Annotated in this window: 19 protein-coding genes; all 19 read left to right on the top strand. The window is 68.3% G+C overall.

Annotated elements, in window-relative coordinates; genetic code table 11:
* Window position 1: 1 nt before the first annotated feature.
* The 19 genes from LMF57_RS09655 (at window position 2) to LMF57_RS09565 (ending at window position 18,473) form a co-directional block, all read left to right on the top strand.
* A complete protein-coding gene (locus LMF57_RS09655; RefSeq protein ID WP_170919592.1) occupies window positions 2-610 on the top strand; it encodes a FliH/SctL family protein in 609 nt (202 codons plus the stop codon).
* Window positions 607-2,007, top strand: a complete 1,401-nt coding sequence (fliI, locus tag LMF57_RS09650; RefSeq protein ID WP_117310354.1) for a flagellar protein export ATPase FliI — start codon at window positions 607-609, stop codon at window positions 2,005-2,007. Before LMF57_RS09655 ends, fliI begins: the two co-directional genes overlap by 4 nt.
* A complete protein-coding gene (gene fliJ / locus LMF57_RS09645) occupies window positions 2,004-2,471 on the top strand; it encodes a flagellar export protein FliJ (protein ID WP_208081829.1) in 468 nt (155 codons plus the stop codon). Before fliI ends, fliJ begins: the two co-directional genes overlap by 4 nt.
* Window positions 2,471-3,619 (top strand): flagellar hook-length control protein FliK, encoded by a 1,149-nt coding sequence (locus LMF57_RS09640; protein ID WP_229291288.1) that lies wholly within the window; start codon window positions 2,471-2,473, stop codon window positions 3,617-3,619. The genes fliJ and LMF57_RS09640 overlap by 1 nt, the downstream gene beginning before the upstream one ends.
* A gap of 198 nt (window positions 3,620-3,817) precedes the next feature.
* Window positions 3,818-4,333 carry a flagellar basal body-associated FliL family protein gene (locus tag LMF57_RS09635; protein ID WP_025878990.1) on the top strand — a complete coding sequence of 172 codons (516 nt, stop codon included), beginning with the start codon at window positions 3,818-3,820 and terminating at the stop codon, window positions 4,331-4,333.
* Between the two features lie 10 nt (window positions 4,334-4,343).
* On the top strand, window positions 4,344-5,348 hold the full coding sequence (gene fliM, locus LMF57_RS09630; RefSeq protein ID WP_100465290.1) for a flagellar motor switch protein FliM: 1,005 nt from the start codon (window positions 4,344-4,346) through the stop codon (window positions 5,346-5,348).
* Entirely contained in the window at window positions 5,345-5,680 is a 336-nt protein-coding gene (fliN, locus tag LMF57_RS09625; protein WP_025878988.1) for a flagellar motor switch protein FliN, read from the top strand. Before fliM ends, fliN begins: the two co-directional genes overlap by 4 nt.
* Window positions 5,677-6,084 carry a flagellar biosynthetic protein FliO gene (gene fliO, locus LMF57_RS09620; RefSeq protein ID WP_093818248.1) on the top strand — a complete coding sequence of 136 codons (408 nt, stop codon included), beginning with the start codon at window positions 5,677-5,679 and terminating at the stop codon, window positions 6,082-6,084. The genes fliN and fliO overlap by 4 nt, the downstream gene beginning before the upstream one ends.
* 1 nt (window position 6,085) lies before the next feature.
* Window positions 6,086-6,865 carry a flagellar type III secretion system pore protein FliP gene (gene fliP / locus LMF57_RS09615; RefSeq protein ID WP_117310351.1) on the top strand — a complete coding sequence of 260 codons (780 nt, stop codon included), beginning with the start codon at window positions 6,086-6,088 and terminating at the stop codon, window positions 6,863-6,865.
* Between the two features lie 77 nt (window positions 6,866-6,942).
* Window positions 6,943-7,212 carry a flagellar biosynthetic protein FliQ gene (locus LMF57_RS09610; RefSeq protein ID WP_005413254.1) on the top strand — a complete coding sequence of 90 codons (270 nt, stop codon included), beginning with the start codon at window positions 6,943-6,945 and terminating at the stop codon, window positions 7,210-7,212.
* A 16-nt stretch (window positions 7,213-7,228) separates the two neighbouring features.
* Window positions 7,229-8,020 carry a flagellar biosynthetic protein FliR gene (fliR, locus tag LMF57_RS09605; protein ID WP_032974840.1) on the top strand — a complete coding sequence of 264 codons (792 nt, stop codon included), beginning with the start codon at window positions 7,229-7,231 and terminating at the stop codon, window positions 8,018-8,020.
* Between the two features lie 161 nt (window positions 8,021-8,181).
* Window positions 8,182-10,311, top strand: coding sequence for a bifunctional diguanylate cyclase/phosphodiesterase (locus LMF57_RS09600; RefSeq protein ID WP_229291287.1), 2,130 nt, complete (start codon window positions 8,182-8,184; stop codon window positions 10,309-10,311).
* A gap of 536 nt (window positions 10,312-10,847) precedes the next feature.
* On the top strand, window positions 10,848-11,978 hold the full coding sequence (flhB, locus tag LMF57_RS09595; RefSeq protein WP_033831035.1) for a flagellar biosynthesis protein FlhB: 1,131 nt from the start codon (window positions 10,848-10,850) through the stop codon (window positions 11,976-11,978).
* Window positions 11,975-14,077: a flagellar biosynthesis protein FlhA gene (gene flhA, locus LMF57_RS09590; protein ID WP_032974843.1), complete on the top strand. Its 2,103-nt coding sequence runs from the start codon at window positions 11,975-11,977 to the stop codon at window positions 14,075-14,077. Before flhB ends, flhA begins: the two co-directional genes overlap by 4 nt.
* Window positions 14,078-14,222: 145 nt before the next feature.
* On the top strand, window positions 14,223-15,842 hold the full coding sequence (gene flhF / locus LMF57_RS09585; protein ID WP_117310347.1) for a flagellar biosynthesis protein FlhF: 1,620 nt from the start codon (window positions 14,223-14,225) through the stop codon (window positions 15,840-15,842).
* On the top strand, window positions 15,829-16,716 hold the full coding sequence (locus LMF57_RS09580) for a P-loop NTPase (protein WP_025878980.1): 888 nt from the start codon (window positions 15,829-15,831) through the stop codon (window positions 16,714-16,716). Before flhF ends, LMF57_RS09580 begins: the two co-directional genes overlap by 14 nt.
* The gene (locus LMF57_RS09575; RefSeq protein ID WP_025878979.1) at window positions 16,713-17,456 is read left to right on the top strand and encodes an RNA polymerase sigma factor FliA; all 744 of its coding nucleotides are present in this window, start codon (window positions 16,713-16,715) and stop codon (window positions 17,454-17,456) included. Before LMF57_RS09580 ends, LMF57_RS09575 begins: the two co-directional genes overlap by 4 nt.
* 19 nt (window positions 17,457-17,475) lie before the next feature.
* Complete coding sequence (gene cheY, locus LMF57_RS09570) at window positions 17,476-17,868, top strand: chemotaxis response regulator CheY (RefSeq protein WP_005413247.1); 393 nt, start codon at window positions 17,476-17,478, stop codon at window positions 17,866-17,868.
* A complete protein-coding gene (locus LMF57_RS09565; RefSeq protein ID WP_117310346.1) occupies window positions 17,868-18,473 on the top strand; it encodes a protein phosphatase CheZ in 606 nt (201 codons plus the stop codon). The genes cheY and LMF57_RS09565 overlap by 1 nt, the downstream gene beginning before the upstream one ends.
* The last annotated feature ends 1 nt before the right edge of the window (window position 18,474 follow it).

Raw genomic sequence — 18,474 nt, 5'->3', positions numbered from 1 at the left:
CCTGCTGGCCCAGCCCGAACCGGTGCTGGACCACGACGAGGCCTTCGAGCTCACCGAGCCGGATCCCGAGCATGAGCCGGAACCGCCGCTGCAGCTGCCGACCCTGGAGGAAATCCAGGCCATCCAGGACAGCGCCGAGAAGGAAGGTTTCGACCAGGGCCATGCCGATGGCTTCAGCCAGGGCCAGGCCGAAGTGCGCCGCTTGGTCGCGCAGATCGAGGGCATCCTCGACAACTTCGGCCGGCCGCTGGCACGCCTGGAAAATGAAGTGGTCGGCGCGCTTGGCGAACTGGCGGTGCGCATCGCCGGTGCGCTGGTAGGGCGTGCCTACGAGGCCGATCCGGCGCTGCTGGGGCAGCTGGTCGGCGAGGCGATAGACGCCGTCGGCGGCAGCAACCGCGAGGTGGAAGTGCGCCTGCACCCCGATGACATCACCGCCCTCGCCCCGTTGCTGACCCTGTCGCCGCAGCAGCGCCTGGTGCCTGACACCAGCCTGAGCCGTGGCGACCTGCGCGTGCATGCCGAAGCGGTACGCATCGACGGCACCCTGGAAGCCCGCCTGCGCGGCGCGCTGGACGCCGTGATCCGCCAGACCGGAGCCATCGCATGAATACCAATACCGCTTCGCAGCCGTCGCCGCCGGCCGACTGGGCCGTGGCCCGCAACCTGCGCCTGGCCAACCGCCTCGACGGCCTGAAGGTCGACACCGCGCACGGTCGCGGGCTGATCCGCGAAGGCGTGCTGCGGCGGGCGGTCGGCCTGACCCTGGAAGCGGTCGGCTGCGAAGCGCCGCTCGGCGCCAGCTGCAAAGTGGAAGTGGTTGACGGCGGCTGGGTCGATGCCGAAGTGGTCGGCTTCGCCGGCGAACGCACCTACCTGATGCCCAGTGCCGAACTGCACGGGCTGCTGCCGAATGCGCGGGTGGTGCCCTCGGCCCGTCGCGGCGGCGTGGAAGTGGGCGAAGGCCTGCTCGGCCGTGTCATCGACAGCGATGGCGTACCGCTGGATGGCAAGGGCCCGATCCGCGCTGAAGGCCACGTCGGCATGGCCGGCGTGTCGATCAATCCGCTGGCGCGCGAACCGATCACCCAGCCGCTGGACGTGGGCGTGCGCGCGATCAATGCGCTGCTGCCGATCGGCCGCGGCCAGCGTGTGGGCCTGTTCGCCGGCTCCGGCGTCGGCAAGTCGACGCTGCTGGGCATGATGACCCGCTACACCGCCGCCGACGTGATCGTGGTCGGCCTGATCGGTGAGCGTGGTCGCGAAGTACGCGATTTCGTTGAAAGCACGCTGGGCGAGGAAGGCCTGCGCCGCGCGGTGGTAGTGGCCAGCCCGGCCGACCGGCCGCCGCTGGCCCGCCTGCATGGCGCCTACCGCGCCACGGCCATCGCCGAGTGGTTCCGCGACCAGGGCCTGAACGTCCTGCTGCTGATGGATTCGCTGACCCGCTTCGCGCAGGCGCAGCGCGAGATCGGCCTGTCGGTGGGCGAGCCGCCCACCACGCGCGGCTATCCGCCATCGGTGTTCGCCAAGCTGCCGGCACTGGTGGAACGTGCAGGCAACGGCGCCAAGGGGCGCGGTTCGATCACCGCCTTCTACACCGTGCTGACCGAAGGCGACGATCCGCAGGATCCGATCGCCGATGCAGCGCGCGCGATTCTTGACGGCCACATCCTGCTCTCGCGCCGCGTGGCCGACAGCGGCCTGTACCCGGCCATCGACGTGGAATCGTCGGTCAGCCGCGTGGTCACGGAAATCGCCGACGAAGCGTGGCGCCTGCGCATCCGCAAGTTGAAACGGCTGGTCTCGGCCTACTCGGCCAACCGCGACCTGATCGCCATCGGCGCCTATCAGCGCGGCAACGACGCGGCGACCGATGAAGCCCTTGAGCGCTGGCCGGAAATCATGGAATTCCTGGGCCAGGATGTGGCCAAGGCCGCAGATCTACCGCACAGCCAGGCGGCGTTGCAGCGCCTGGTGGAACAAGAGAACCAGAGGCTGACATGATCCAGTCCAAGCGCATCGACCCCCTGCTGAAGCGGGCCCAAGAACACGAGGACGCGGTCGCCCGCGACCTGGCCGAACGTCAGAACGTGCTCGACACCCATCTGTCGCGCCTGGACGAACTGCGGCGCTACGCCGAGGAGTACGCCAACGCGCAGATGGCCGCGACCAGCCCGGCGCAGCTGCTGAACCGGCGCGCATTCCTGGACCGGCTGGACAGCGCGGTGGAACAGCAGCAGCAGACGGTCAACGGCAACCTCGAAAAAGTGGAGGCCGAACGCGCGCGCCTGATCCTGGCCAGCCGTGACAAGGCCGTGCTGGAGCAGCTGGCCGCCAGCTACCGCGCGCAGGAAAAGGTGGTGACCGACCGCCGCGACCAGCGCGAGATGGACGACATCGGCGCACGCCGCGCGCGCCTGGCACAGACCGGAGACCAGGATGATGGCGAGCAGGGAGGCCGGTCGTGATGCCCTCCCCGTTGAGCAGCAACGCCAGCGCACCGACGCCCGGCGGCAGTGGCAACGCCGGCAGCACCCGCGCCTCGCGCAGCGATGCCGGCAAGGATTTCGGCCAGATGCTGCAGGGCGGCAGCGCCTCGACCGGCACTACCGGTCCCGCGACAACCGCCAGCAATCCGGCAACACCGGCCAAGGCCGCATCAACACCCGACGGCAACCCGGCCAAGGCGACGCCGCGGCCGACCGACGGTGACGCAGCCGCCACGGACGCCAGCACTTCGACACCTGCTGTACCGGCAACGTCGGCAGCCAGCGACGACAAGGACACCCCGGCCAACGCGGACGACCCGCCCTGGCCGCCGCTCGGCTTGGCCGGCCTGGTGCTGGCCGTGCCAACCGGTGTCGATCCGGCGCCTGTGCTGCCACCGCCAGCGGCCGGCGATGCCGAAGGCGGCGCGCTGCCCTCCGCTGCGCTGGCACCTGCGGCGGCCGCGATTGCCGCCAATGCCGCGCAGAGCACCGGCGCCCCGGCATCCGCTGCCGGCGATGATGAGGCCAGTGGCCTGCCGTTGCCGGAGCTGGTGATGGGTGGCAAGGCATTGGATCGTGCCGACGACGGAGACAGCCTGCAGATCGGCGACCGTGCACCTCCGGCGCCGCTGCAGCCCCCCCTGCCCGCCGCCCTGCAGGACCTGAAGGCCGCACTGGCCAGCAATACCGTCTTCAATGGCGAACCCACCCCGAAGCCGGTGCTGGGCGATGATGGTTTCGACCAGGCCATCGGCGCGCGCATCGGCTGGCTGGCCGACCAGAAGATCGGCCATGCCCACATCCGCCTCAACCCGGAAGACCTGGGGCCGGTGGACGTGCGCCTGCAGATGAACGGTGACAAGGTCCATGCCAGCTTCAGCAGCCCGCATGTGGATGTACGCCAGGCGCTGGAAAGCAGCCTGCCGCGCCTGCGTGAACTGCTGGGCGAGCAGGGCTTCCAGCTGGCCCATGCCGATGTCGGCCAGCAGCACAGTGGCGACGGCACTCCGGGCAGCCCGGCGGGCGGCGGCGGGCGCGGTGGTGACGGAGAACCGTCACTGGGCGACACCACGGTGTCGGCGTCGCAGTTGATCCGCCAGCGCGGGTTGTTGGACGCGTACGCCTGACAGCGCGTGCCGACCAAGGTCGGCACCTGGCAGAGCACGGGTAGCGCGGGCCATGCCCGGCGGATTTCCGACATTCCGCCGGGCATGGCCCGGCGCTGCCGGTATGAACACCCGACGGAATTCCGTCACCGCCCTCCCCGGCCACTCCGGCACACCCCTTGCATATCACGGTGAAGCAACCCTCAGGAGCTTCACCCCGTGGCCGCAGCCGCTGACAAAACCAAGAAGACCGCCGACAAGGACAAGACCGCCAAGCCGCGCAGTCCGATCCTGATCACCGCCCTGGTCGCCGTACTGGCCGCCGGTGCCGCCGGTGGCGGCGTCTGGTTCTTCACCCAGTCCAAGCACGAAGACAAGACCGCGCAGGCGCCGAAGAAGACCACCACCCCGGCCCCGGCCCAGTACTTCGCGCTGGAACCGGCATTCGTGGTCAACCTCAACGGCTCGATCGACGGCCCGCGCTACCTGCAGGTGGAAGTGCAGCTGATGACCCGCGATCCGGCCGCGCTGGAAGCGATCAAGACCCATGCCCCGGCCATCCGCGCGCGCCTGCTGATGCTGTTCTCGCAGGTCAGCCCGCAGCAGATCGCCGACATCGCCGGCAAGCAGAAGCTGCAGGCCGATTCGCTGGCCGAAGTGCAGAAGGTGCTGAAGGCCGAGACCGGCAGCAACGGTGCCGACGACCTGCTGTTCACCAGCTTCGTGACCCAGTAAGGGCTCCCCGATGAATGACCTGCTGTCCCAGGATGAGATCGATGCCCTGTTGCATGGCGTGGACAGTGGCGCGGTCGAAACCGAGCCGGACGCCCCCAGTGGCGAAGCACGCTCCTACGATTTCGCCAGCCAGGACCGCATCATCCGCGGTCGCATGCCGACCCTGGAAATGGTTCACGAGCGCTTTGCGCGCCTGTGGCGGATCGGCCTGTTCAACCTGATCCGGCGTTCGGCCGAACTATCCGTGCGCGGCATCGAGCTGATCAAGTTCAACGACTACATGCACTCGCTGTATGTGCCGACCAATCTGAACCTGATCCGCTTCAAGCCACTGCGCGGTACCGGCCTGATCGTGTTCGAACCGACCCTGGTGTTTGCCATCGTCGACAACTTCTTCGGCGGCGACGGACGCTACCCGACGCGCATCGAAGGCCGCGAGTTCACCGCCACCGAAATGCGGGTGATCCACCTGCTGCTGAAGCAGACCTTCGCCGACCTGCGTGAAGCGTGGGCACCGGTGATGGACGTGGAATTCGAGTACATCAACTCGGAGATCAACCCGCACTTCGCCAACATCGTGACGCCGCGCGAATACGTGGTGGTGTGCCGCCTGCATGTCGAACTCGACGGCGGTGGTGGTGACATCCACGTGACCCTGCCCTACTCGATGCTCGAGCCGATCCGCGAACTGCTCGATGCCGGCATCCAGAGCGACCGCAACGAACGCGACGAGAGCTGGGGCCGCACCCTGCGCGAGCAGCTCAATGTGGCCGAAGTCACCCTGTCCAGCGTGCTGGCCAGCAAGCGCATGACCCTGCGCGACCTGACCCGGTTGAAGGTCGGCGACATCCTGCCGATCGACCTGAGCCCGCAGGTGCCGCTGTGCGTTGAGAACATCCCGGTGTTCACCGGTGAGTTCGGCGTCGCCAACGGCATGAACGCCGTAAAGATCACCGCTACCCATCCGCCGGGCACCCGTCCGCGCGTACCCGTCATCCAGGAAGACCCGCAATGAACGATATCGACGCCCTCGAACCGACCCCGGCCCAGTTCAGCAACCTGCAGGCCGATGAAGCGACCGGCCCGGATTTGAACCTGGACGTGATCCTCGATGTGCCGGTGACGCTGTCGCTGGAAGTCGGCCGCGCTCGCCTGCCGATCCGCAACCTGCTGCAGCTCAACCAGGGTTCGGTGGTCGAGCTGGAACGGGGTGCCGGCGAATCGCTGGACGTGTTCGTCAACGGCACGCTGATCGCCCATGGCGAAGTGGTGGTGATCAACGACCGCTTCGGCGTGCGCCTGACCGATGTGGTCAGCCCCAGCGAGCGGATCCGGAGACTGCGTTGAGCCTGCTCGCCGCCACCACCCTGGCCGTCGCCAGGACGGCCCCGCAGATCGGCCAGCATGCGCCGGCCGCACCGAGCCTGTTCGGTGCGGTGCTGGCCCTGCTGGCAGTGCTGGCCCTGGTCATCGGCCTGGGCTGGCTGCTCAAGCGCCTGCCCGGCAGCGGCTTCCGCCCGGCCGAGGGCATGAAGCTGGTGGCGAGCCTGAATGTCGGCGCCAAGGAACGCGTGGTGGTGGTCGAGGTCAATGGCCAGCAACTGCTGCTGGGCGTCACCGCCGGTGGCATCAACGCCCTGCACACCCTGCCCGAACCGCTGCCACCGCCTGCGCCGGTACGCGTACCCGACCTGAAGAACCTGCCGAATTTCGCCCAGCTGCTGCAACAGCGGCTGCGCAAGGACCCCTGACATGCGTGTGACCCGTCCCCGTCCTGCCACCCTGCTGCCGTGGCTGACCCTGATCGCCCTGTGCCTGCTGCCTGCACTGGCGTTCGCCGCCCCGGGCGCGCCGACCACGCCGCTGCCGGACATCAACGTCGGCAAGATCGGCGGTGCGCCGGTCAGCCTGCCGTTGCAGACACTGCTGTTGATGACGGCGATCACCCTGATCCCGTCGATGCTGCTGGTGCTGACCTCCTTCACCCGCATCATCATCGTGCTGGGCCTGCTGCGGCAGGCGCTGGGCACCGGCCAGACGCCGTCCAACCAGGTACTGCTGGGGCTGGCCCTGTTCCTCACCGCGATGATCATGCTGCCGACCTGGGACAAGGCCTGGAGCACCGGCATGGCACCGTACCTCAATGGCGAGATCGATTTCCAGACCGCCTGGACGCTGACCACCACACCGCTGCGTGCCTTCATGCTGGCGCAGATCCGCGAGACCGACCTGATGACCTTCGCCGGCATCGCCGGTCACGGCACCTACGCCAGCCCTGATGCGATTCCGTTCCCGGTGCTGGTCGCGTCGTTCGTCACCAGCGAACTGAAGACCGCCTTCGAGATCGGCTTCCTGATCTTCATCCCGTTCGTGATCATCGACCTGGTCGTGGCCAGCGTGCTGATGTCGATGGGCATGATGATGTTGTCGCCGATGCTGGTCTCTGCGCCGTTCAAGATCCTGCTGTTCGTGCTGGTCGATGGTTGGGTGCTGACCGTCGGCACGCTGGCGGCCAGCTTCAATCCGGCCTGAAAGACGCGACGCCGGGCAGTGCCGGCCGCCGCATTGACCACCGCCGGGCGTGGCCCGGCGCTACCGATGGAACCATGATGTCCCCCGAACTTGCCTTGACCGAACTGCGTGGCGGCCTGATTACCGTGCTCTGGGTGGCCGGCCCGCTGCTGCTGACCGTACTGGTGGTCGGCGTCGTGGTGGGCGTGGTGCAGGCGGCGACCCAGCTCAACGAGCCGACCATCGCCTTCGTTGCCAAGGCCGCAGCCCTCACCGCCGTTTTGTTTGCACTGGGCAGCCTGCTGATCGGCCATCTGGTCGAATTCACCACGCTGCTGTTCCAGCGCATCCCGCACCTGATCGGCTAGACGGACGCGCACGCAGATGGACGCCGCCACCCAGATGGCTGCCGACGGCCTGAACGCCTTCGGCATGATCGGCACCGTGCTGTGGACCATGCTGCGCATCGGCGCAGTGGCCATGGCGATGCCGATGATCGGTACCCGCGCGGTGCCCGGCCGGGTGCGGGTGATGCTGGCCGGCACCCTGGCCATTGCGTTGGCGCCGCTGCTGCCGCCGGTACCGGACTGGACCGGTTTCGACGCTGCTACCGTGCTGACCATCGCCCGCGAGCTGGCGATCGGCGTGGCCATCGGTTTCATGCTGCGGCTGGTGTTCGAGGCTGGCGCCATGGCAGGCGAACTGGTCGCCCAGGGCACCGGCCTGGCGTTTGCGCAGATGAGCGACCCGCTGCGCGGCGGCACCTCCGGTGTCATCGGCCAGTGGTTCTATCTGTTGTTCGGCCTGCTGTTCTTCACCGCCAACGGCCACCTGGCGTTGATCTCGCTGGTGGTGGACAGCTACCGCGCCCTGCCCATCGGCGCGCCCCTGCCCGACCCGCACGCGTTCTTCAGCATCGCCCCGACCTTCCTGCTGACCGTGCTGCGTGGCGCGCTGACCCTGGCCATCCCGCTGACCGTGGCGATGCTGGCGGTCAACCTGGCCTTCGGCGTGCTGGCCCGCGCCGCGCCGGCACTGAATCCGATCCAGCTGGGCCTGCCGGTCTCGCTGCTGCTGGGCCTGTTCCTGCTGACCCTGCTGGTTGGTGAAATGGGGCCGCCGGTGCAGCGCCTGTTCGATGCTGCCTTCCAGGCGGCCGGTGCGGTGACCCGCTGACGTGGCCGTCACGTTCTGCTGCTTGCCGTCCCCCCCGGTGCCCGCGTTAGAGTGAATGCGCAGCGACCGGGGGGACGCTGCAACCGGCGGCTCTGGTCGCCCGCCTTGCGCATGCCCCACCGTAGTTTTTCCGTTGACAGGCAGGTCCGGGAGACTGACGAATGCTGGTAGGCACGTACAACCCATGGCTGGTGGCGACCTCATTGCTGGTTGCCGTGATGGCGTCCTACACCGCACTGGCGATGGCCGGGCGCACCGTCACCGCGCCCGGCAAGGGCGCGACCTGGTGGTGGCGCCTGGGCGGCGGTTTTGCGATGGGGCTGGGCATCTGGTCGATGCACTTCATCGGCATGCTCGCCTTCGACCTGCCCATTCCCTTGGGCTACGACCTGCCCATCACCCTGCTGTCGCTGGCACTGGCGATCGGCTCGTCGGTGTTCGCGCTCTGGCTGGTATCGCTGCGCACCCTGCCCCATCCCCGCCTGGCCGGCGGAGCGCTGCTGATGGGCAGCGGCATCGCCAGCATGCACTACGTGGGCATGGCCGCAATGCGCATGCAACCGGGCATCGACTACCAGCCGGTGTGGCTGCTGCTGTCGCTGCTGGTCGCGGTGGCCGCGTCGTGGACTGCCTTGTACGTGGCCTTCCGCCTGCGCGCGCAGCACACCCGCATCGGCGACCGCCTGGCCGCCGCCGGCCTGCTCGGCCTGGCCATCGTCGGCATGCACTACACCGGCATGGCCGCCGCCCGCTTCCCGGAAGGCAGCGTCTGCGGCGCAGCGGTGGGCGATGGCCTGCAGAACAACTGGCTGGCGATGCTGGTGGTGGTGCTGACCGTGGCGATCCTGGCGGTGGTGCTGGTGGTTTCCTGGCTGGACCAGCGGGTGGAAGCGCAACTGTTGCGCCTGCGCAATTCGCTGCTCAGCACCTCCTTGACCGACGCCCAGCAGGAACTGACCCAGGCCGCGCTGCACGACCCGCTCACCCGCCTGCCGAACCGGCTGCTGCTGCAGCGGCGCATCGTGCAGGCGCTGGCCGAGGCCGAACAGGGCGGCAGCCGCTTCGCGGTGATGTTCATGGACCTGGATGGCTTCAAGCAGGTCAACGATGCCTATGGCCACCAGGCCGGCGATGCGCTGCTGGTAGCCGTGGCAGAACGTACCCGCCAGCTGCTGCGGCCGCACGACATGCTGGCACGGCTGGGCGGCGACGAATTCGTGCTGGTGGTGCGCATCGAACAGGACGAGGACCTGCCGACCCTGGCCCGGCGCATCCTGCAGGCGGTGGGCAGCGGCCCGCTGCTGCCGGACCACGAGCTGCAGGTGAGCGCCAGCATCGGCATCGCGATCTGCCCCGACCATGCCGCCAGCGAACGCCAGCTGATGGCCTTCGCCGATGCAGCGATGTACCAGGCCAAGGAGTCGGGCCGCAACGCGTTCGTGCTGTTCGCCGACTGGATGAACGACAGCGCCGAGCAGCAGTTCCGCCTGCTGGCCGACCTGCGCCGGGCAATCGGCAGCGAGCAGCTGTTCCTGCATTACCAGCCGAAGATCCGCGTGGCTACGCAGAAGGTGGCTGGCGCCGAAGCACTCATCCGCTGGCGTCATCCGGAACAGGGCCTGATTCCGCCGGACCGCTTCATCCGCCTGGCCGAGCGCAGTGGCGCGATCAACGAGATCGGCCGCTGGGCGCTGGACCAGGCCTGCCAGCAGCTGCGGCACTGGCACGATGCCGGCCATGAAAGCTGGACGATGTCGGTGAACCTGTCACCGGTGCAGTTCAGTTCGCCGCACCTGCTGCAGGACGTGCGCGAGGTGATCGAGCGCTACGCGATCGCCCCGCGCAACCTGGTGCTGGAGATCACCGAAAGCACGGTGATGCGCGATACTGATACCAGCCTGCGCCTGCTGCAGAGCTTCTCCGCCCTGGGCGTGGGCATCTCGATCGATGATTTCGGCACCGGCTACTCCAGCCTGCTGTACCTCAAGCGCCTGCCGGCCACCGAAATCAAGATCGACCACGCATTCGTGCGCGACCTGGAACACAGCGCCGAAGACGTGGTGATCGTGTCGGCCATCGTTGCGCTGGGCCATGCGCTGGACATGGACATCGTGGCCGAGGGCGTGGAGACCGCCGCGCAGCGCGCCTACCTGGAACGGCTGGGCTGCGACTACCTGCAGGGCTTCCTGCTGGGCCGGCCAGTGGACGCGGCCCGCTTCATGCAGCTGCACGGCCTGCCACGGCCACGGGTGGAGCTGGCGCAGGGCCCGCAGGACCGGCCCGCGGGGTAGCGCCGGGCCATGCCCGGCGGATGCAATGATCCAGGCTGCCCGCTCGCCGGGCATGGCCCGGCGCCACCGGTACCTGCTCCGGCAGGCGCCAACTTCGGTTGGCACATGCACCCGTAACGGAACGAATCCTGCCACGGCCACGGGTGGAGCTGGCGCAGGGCCCGCAGGACCGGCCCGCGGGGTAGCGCCGGGCCATGCCCGGCGGATGCAATGATCCAGGCTGCCCGCTCGCCGGGCATGGCCCGGCGCTACCGGTACCTGCTCCGGCAGGCGCCAACTTCGGTTGGCACATGCACCCGTAACGGAACGATTCCTGCCGCGGCCACGGGTGGAACTGGCGCAGAGCCAGCAGGACCGGCCCCCGGGGTAGCGCCGGGCCATGCCCGGCGGATGCAATGATCCAGGCTGCCCGTTCGCCGGGCATGGCCCGGCGCTACCGGTACCTGCTCCGGCAGGCGCCAACTTCTGTTGGCACATGCACCCGTAACGGAACGATTCTTGCACGCACTCCGGCATCCCCTGCTGCAGTGCCTGTGATGTCCGAGAACGAATCCGCCGGCGAAAAAACCGAACAACCTACCGAAAAGCGCCTGCGCGACGCCCGTGAACAGGGCAACCTGCCGCGCTCGCGTGAACTGGGCACGGCCGCCGTGTTCGGTGCCGGGGTGATCGCGGTGATGGCCATGAGCGGCTCGATGGCAAGCGGCGCCAGCGCCTGGATGCGCCATGCGCTCAGCCCCGAACAGAGCCTGCGCCAGCACCCGAAGGCGCTGTTCGGCCACTTCGGCGACCTGCTGCTGCAGCTGATGTGGGTGATCGCCCCGCTGGTGCTGGTCTGCCTGCTGGCCAGTTTCCTGGCGCCGGTGGTGATGGGCGGCCTGCGCTGGTCGGCCAAGGCGATGATGCCCGACATCAACCGCATGAACCCGATGAGCGGGCTCAAGCGCCTGTATGGCCCCGAAGCCATCGCCGAGTTCATCAAGTCGCTGCTGCGGGTGGCCTTCGTCGGCGTCGCCGCCGGCATGGTGGTCTGGACCAGCTTCAACACCCTGCGCGGGCTGATCCACCAGCCGCTGGAAACGGCCATCGGCGACGGCCTGGGCTTCACCCTGCGCCTGTTGCTGGCCACCGCCGGGGCGATGCTGGTGCTGGCCGCCATCGACGCGCCGTACCAGCGCTGGAACTGGATGCGCAAGCTGAAGATGACCCGCGAGGAGCTGCGCCGGGAGATGAAGGAAAGCGAAGGCAGCCCGGAAGTGAAGGGCCGCATCCGCCAGCTGCAGCAGCAGATGGCCAACCGCCGGATGATGGAGGCGGTCCCCACTGCCGACGTGGTGGTGGTCAACCCCACCCACTACGCGGTGGCCCTGAAGTACGAAGGCGGGGCCATGAATGCCCCCACCGTGGTCGCCCTGGGCGTGGATGAAACCGCCCTGCGCATCCGTGAAGTGGCCGACGGCAACAAGGTCGCCATCGTCTCTGCCCCGCCTTTGGCACGCGCCTTGTATCGGGAAGGCCAACTCGGCAAGGAAATCCCCGTGAGACTGTATTCAGCCGTCGCCCAGGTCCTCTCTTACGTCTACCAGCTGCGCAGCTGGCGGACCGGCCCGATGCCGTCCACGCCGCACATCCAGGTTGATGAGTTCGGCAACGGGGGCCGTCCATGAGCGCCCAGGCATCCAGCTTCAATACCCGCCGCGCGCTTGAAATGATCCGCCAGGGCCTTGGCGCGCCGCTGATCGTGCTGGCCCTGCTGGCCATGGTCGTGGTGCCGCTGGCCGCACCGGTGCTCGATGCGCTGTTCACCTTCAACATCGCCATCTCGCTGATGGTGCTGCTGGCGGTGGTCTACGTGAAGCGCCCGCTGGACTTCACCATCTTCCCGATCGTCCTGCTGATCACCACCATGCTGCGGCTGGCGCTGAACGTGGCCTCCACCCGCGTGATCCTGCTCAACGGCCAGAACGGCCACGAAGCGGCCGGCAAGGTGATCGCCGCATTCGGCGAGTTCGTGATCGGCGGCAACTACGCCGTCGGCATCGTGGTGTTCGCGATCCTGACCATCATCAATTTCGTGGTCATCACCAAGGGCGCCGGCCGCGTTTCGGAAGTGACTGCGCGCTTCATCCTCGACGCCATGCCCGGCAAGCAGATGGCCATCGACGCCGACCTCAACGCCGGTTTGCTGACGCGCGAGGAAGCCAAGCTGCGCCGCGAGGAAGTACGCGAGGAAGCCGACTTCTACGGTGCGATGGACGGTGCCAGCAAGTTCATCCGCGGCGACGCGATCGCCGGCATCCTGATCCTGTTCATCAACATGCTGGGCGGCCTGGCCGTGGGCGTGCTGCAGCATGGCATGCCGTTCGGCGATGCCGCCGCCACCTACACCCTGCTGTCGATCGGTGACGGCCTGGTGGCGCAGCTGCCGGCGCTGCTGGTCTCCAGCGCGGTGGCGATGCTGGTCACCCGTGCCTCGCGCTCGCAGGACATGGCGCAGGCGATGACCGGCCAGGTGTTCGGCCAGTACCGTGCGCTGGCCATCACCGCCGGCATCCTCGGCGTGGTCGGCCTGGTACCGGGCATGCCCAACGTCGCTTTCCTGACGCTGGCGGCGATCCTCGGCTTCATCGCCTGGAAGGTGTACCGCAAGGGCCTGGTGCCGGCGCAGGCCGACACCGCTGCAGGCGACGCCAACGCACTGAACGCGCTGGGCCGCCCCGCGGCCCCCGCACCCACCGCGGAACTGAGCTGGGACGAGCTGCGCCCGGTCGATCCGCTGGGCCTGGAAGTGGGCTATCGTTTGATTTCGCTGGTGGACAGCAACCAGGGCGGCGAGCTGATGCCGCGCATCAAGGGCGTGCGCCGCAAGCTGACCCAGGACGTCGGCTTCCTGATTCCCTCGGTGCACATCCGCGACAACCTGGAACTGCCGGCCAACGGCTACCGGGTACTGGTACATGGCGTGCCGGTGGCCACTGCCGAGATCCATCCCGACCGCGAACTGGCGCTGGACCCGGGCAGTGCCCTCGGTCCGCTGGAAGGCATCGCCGGCAAGGACCCGGCCTTCGGACTGGACGCGACCTGGATCCAGCCACACCAGCGCGCCCAGGCCGAAACCCTGGGCTATACCGTGGTCGACCCGGCCACGGTGGTGGCCACCCACCTTTCGCACCTGATCCGCGAGCACGCACCGGAACTGCTCGGCCACGAGGAAGTGCAGCACCTGCTGGCCAACCTGGCCAAGAGCGCGCCCAAGCTCGTCGAAGATCTGACGCCGAAGGCGCTGCCGCTGTCGGCGGTGGTGCGCGTGCTGCAGAACCTGCTGGTCGAGCGCATTCCGATCCGCCAGCTGCGCAAGATCGCCGAAGCACTGGTCGAACACGCCCCGCACAGCCAGGACCCGGCCACGCTGACCGCCGCAGTGCGCACCGCACTGGGCCGCTTCATCGTGCAGGAGATCGCCGGAATGTCGGCGGAGCTGCCGGTGTTCACCCTCAACCCGCAATTGGAACGTGTCTTGCAGGAGTCCACGCAGGGCAACGGCGCCGCGCTGGAACCCGGACTCGCTGAGCGACTGCACCAGAGCCTGGCCGAATGTGTCAGCAAGCAGGAAGCCCGCAACGAGCCCGCGGTGGTGCTGGTACCTGGCCCGGTGCGAGCCGCGCTGGCCCGCCTGGTCCGCCACAGCGTTCCGTCGCTGTCGGTCCTGGCCTACAGCGAGGTGCCGGAGGACAAGCGCCTGAAGCTGGTCGGAACGATCAGCTGACGCCGCCCTGCAACGCGCCAGAAAACAGACACCACTTTCAAACACCCGCAACAGACAGATTCCAAGGGGAACCCGAACCGTGCAGACCACCGACCATCCGCGTTCTCCGACCGCCACTCCGCCGACTTCGTCCCGTGACCACAGCATGAAAATCAAACGATTCGTTGCCGCCGACATGCGCTCGGCCATGAACCTGGTGCGCAAGGAACATGGTCCTGATGCCGTGATCCTGTCCAACCGCCGGATCGAGGAAGGCATCGAGATCGTGGCCGCCGCCAACTACGATGAGAGCGCCGTGCAGCGCGCCCTGGAAGCATCGCGCCGTGACGTGGCAGCGCCGCCCGCGCCGAAGCCGCGCAGCGCCGCCGACGCAGTGATCGCCGCAGTCACCCGCCGTCGCAGCAGCACCCCGGCACCGGAGCCGGTGGCCGCCACCACCTCGGCCGTTGCCGCCCTCGCCCGCGCCGCCGTCGGCGCTACCGGCCGCACCCTGGACAGCGCCGACGAGATCGTGCCGACGCGTGGCAGCACCGGCTTCGCCACCACCCTGGCGCGTGCCGCCGTCAATGAATCGACGCTGCCGGAACAGATCTTCGCCCCGTTTGCCGACGCCATCGTGGCGCCCTCGCCTGCGGCAGCCGCGCCGCTGAACCGCGCCCGCTTCCAGATCGATCCGCCGCTGGAAGACAGCGCGCAGATGCCGGCCGTGTCGCCGCCGCCGTTGCCGGTTGCCGTCCAGGCCACCTCCGCACCCGAGGACCAAGCCTCACACGCGCCGGTTGCCGTACAGCCGAAAGAGGCTGCACCGTCACCGATGCCGGCGCTGGCGCCAGCACCGGCGCTGACCCTGATCGCCGATGACGCTGAGATCCGCCACCTGCGCCAGGAAGTGGCTGGCATGCGCCAGGTGATCGAGCGCGAGATGAACCGCTTCACCGACGAGCGCCTGCGCGGCAGCCCGGTGCGCGCTACGGCACTGGACCTGATGGACGAGTACGGCTTCGATGCCGGCATCGCCCGCGACGTGGCCATGCAGATCCCGCTGGAAACCGAAGCGCATCGCGGCCGCGGCCTGATGCTGGGGCTGATCTCGCGCAAGCTGCCGATCGCCCCGGTCGATCCGATGGAGGAAGGCGGTGTGATCGCCCTGGTCGGCCCGACCGGCGCCGGCAAGACCACCACCATCGCCAAGCTGGCCTCGCGCTTTGCCGAAGCCCATGCCGCCCGCGACGTCGCCCTGGTCACCACCGATACGATGCGAATCGGTGCCCGCGAACAGCTGTACGGCTACGGCCGCCAGCTCGGCATCGCCGTGCACGAGGCCAACAGCGGCACCGACCTGGACCAGCTGCTGGAACGCCTGAAGGACTACAAGCTGGTGCTGATCGACACCGCCGGCCTGGGCCCGCGCGACCGTGCGCTGGCCGCCCAGCTGCAGTGGCTGCGCGCCGCCCGCCAGGTCCGCACCCTGCTGGTACTGCCGGCCAACACCAGCTTCGGCGACATGGACGAGGTGGTCCGCCGCTTCGGCGCGGCCAACCTGCAGGGCCTGGTGCTGAGCAAGCTGGACGAGACCGGCCGCTTCGGCAACGCCCTGTCGGTGGCGGTGGACCACAAGCTGCCGATCACCTGGGTGACCGATGGCCAGGACGTCCCGGACGACCTGCACCGGGCCAGTGCAGCCAATCTTGTACTTCGCCTTGAAGATTTGCGCCGCGCGGCCGATATGCCCTGCAACCCGGAGTTGAACCATGCCGTCGCGTGAGTACGCCAAGCTGACCACCACCTTCCCGCTGACGGCGACCCGCAGCGAGCCGCTGGGCCCTGTGCGCACGATTGCCGTGACCGGCGGCAAGGGCGGCGTCGGCAAGACCAACGTATCGGCCAACCTGGCCGTGGCGCTTGCGGGAATGGGCAAACGCACCCTGTTGCTGGACGCCGACCTGGGCCTGGCCAACATCGACGTGATCCTGGGCCTGAGCCCCACCAACACCCTGGCCGACCTGGTCGCTGGCCGCTGCAGCCTCGATGACGTGATCATCGAAGGCCCGAACGGCGTGCTGGTGGTGCCGGCTGCGTCCGGCCGCCGGCACATGGCCGAGCTGGCCCCGGCCGAGCATGTCGGCCTGGTCAACGTGTTCTCCGAACTGGAGCGCGAGCTGGACATCATGGTGGTGGACACCGCCGCCGGCATCACCGATGGCGTGCTGACCTTCTGCCAGGCCGCGCAGGACACCGTGGTGGTGGTCTGTGATGAACCGGCCTCGATCACCGACGCCTATGCGCTGATCAAGGTGCTGTCGCGCGAACGTGGCGTGGACCGCATCCAGGTGGTGGCCAACATGGTGCGCGACCCCAACGAAGGCCGCGTGCTGTACGAGAAGCTGACCCGCGTCTGCGAGAAATTCCTCGCCGATGTCTCGCTGAACTACCTCGGCTGCGTGCCGCAGGACGACTGGCTGCGCCTGTCGGTGCAGCGCCAGCAGCCGGTGGTGAAGGCCTATCCGTCCAGCCCGTCGGCACTGGCGATCACCGAGATCGCCCGCCGCACCGCCCGCTGGCAGGCACCGACCGAGCCGCGCGGCGGCGTCGAGTTCTTCCTCGAACGCATCATCAAGCAGCGCGGGGTGGCCGCATGAAAGGCGCCGCCCAGTACAGAGAGGTCCAGCGCACGGCGGCCAACGAGGTCATCGCCCAGCACTCGGACCTGGTGCGGCGCATCGCCCACCATCTGGCCGCACGCCTGCCGGCCAGCGTTGAGGTGGACGACCTGATCCAGGCCGGCATGATGGGCCTGATCGAAGCCTCGCGCAGCTACGACGCCGACCAGGGTGCCTCGTTCGAGACCTACGCTTCGATCCGCATCCGCGGTTCGATGATCGATGAGATCCGTCGTGGCGACTGGGTACCGCGTTCGGTGCACCGCCGCGCACGTGACGCTGCGGCCACCATCCGCCGCCTGGAGCAGAGCACCGGCCGCGCCGCCAGTGCCACCGAAGTGGCCGCGGCGATGGAGATGCCGCTGCCCGAGTACCTGCGCCTGATGGAGGACGCCTCGCGCGGCCAGGTACTGAGCCTGGAGTCGCGCATTGAAGACCAGGGCGAGCTGGACACCGTCGCCCAGGGCGGCCCGACCCCGCAGCAGGTGCTGGAGCGCGGTGAATTCGGCCGCGAGCTGGGCAATGCCATCGGCCACCTGCCCGAGCGCGAACAGCTGGTGCTGTCGCTCTACTACGAGCAGGAACTGAACCTGAAAGAGATCGGCGCAGTGCTCGGCGTGAGCGAGTCGCGGGTCTGCCAGATCCACGGCCAGGCGGTCCTGCGCCTGCGTGGCCGACTGAAGATTTTCGAGGCGGCCGACGCCGGCCTCGAGAGCTGATCAACAAAGGAACTCTGCTTTGAACAAGAACATGCGCATCCTGATCGTCGACGACTTCTCGACCATGCGTCGTATCGTCAAGAACCTGCTGGGCGATCTGGGCTTCACCAATACCGCCGAAGCCGAGGACGGGCATGCCGCGCTGTCGCTGCTGCAGAGCCAGCCGTTCGACTTCGTGGTCACCGACTGGAACATGCCGGTGATGACCGGCATCGAACTGCTCAAGGCCATCCGTGCCGATGCCAAGCTGAAGACCCTGCCGGTGCTGATGGTGACGGCCGAAGCCAAGCGCGAGCAGATCATCGAAGCGGCGCAGAACGGCGTGAACGGTTACATCATCAAGCCGTTCACCGCACAGACGCTGGAAGAGAAGCTCGGCAAGATCTTCGAACGCCTGGCGGCCAGCGCCTGATGGATACCACGGTCGACAAGAGCGCCCTCGCCCTGCGCCTGCAGGAAGCCCTGGATGCACTGGAATCCGGCGACGAGGCGGCATGGCGCCAGCGCATCGACAGCCTGGTGGCGCTGCGCACCCAGCCGATGATGAGCGGCCTTTCGCGGCTGGCCCGCGAGCTGGGCCAGGCGCTGGGCGAACTGCCGACCGTGCCCGATGAAGCCGGCGAGCTGGACGATGCCTGCGCGCGCCTGGACCACGTGGTGGCGATGACCGAACAGGCCACCCACCGTACCCTGGACCTGGCCGAAGAGTGCCGCAGCCTGACCGAACAGCTGCGCGCCGATGGCCTGCAACCGGGCCAGGACGTGCAGCTCGACCGCATCCGCCACAACCTCACCGAGATAGCCCTGACCCAGAGCTACCAGGACCTGACCGGGCAGATCATCCGCCGCGTGGTGGGCATCGTCCGCCGCGTTCACGAAGGCTTCGGCGCGCTCGGCCTGCCGCCGGAACAGCATCGCACCGATCCGCAACTGGCTGGGCCGGCACTGAAGGGGCTGGACCGCCATGCGGTCTCGCAGAACGACGCCGACGACCTGTTGTCGGATCTGGGACTGTAAC

The sequence above is a fragment of the Stenotrophomonas sp. SI-NJAU-1 genome (assembly GCF_020883215.1).
Taxonomy (GTDB): Bacteria; Pseudomonadota; Gammaproteobacteria; order Xanthomonadales; family Xanthomonadaceae; genus Stenotrophomonas; species Stenotrophomonas indicatrix.
This window is presented reverse-complemented; position numbering and strand designations above follow the sequence as displayed.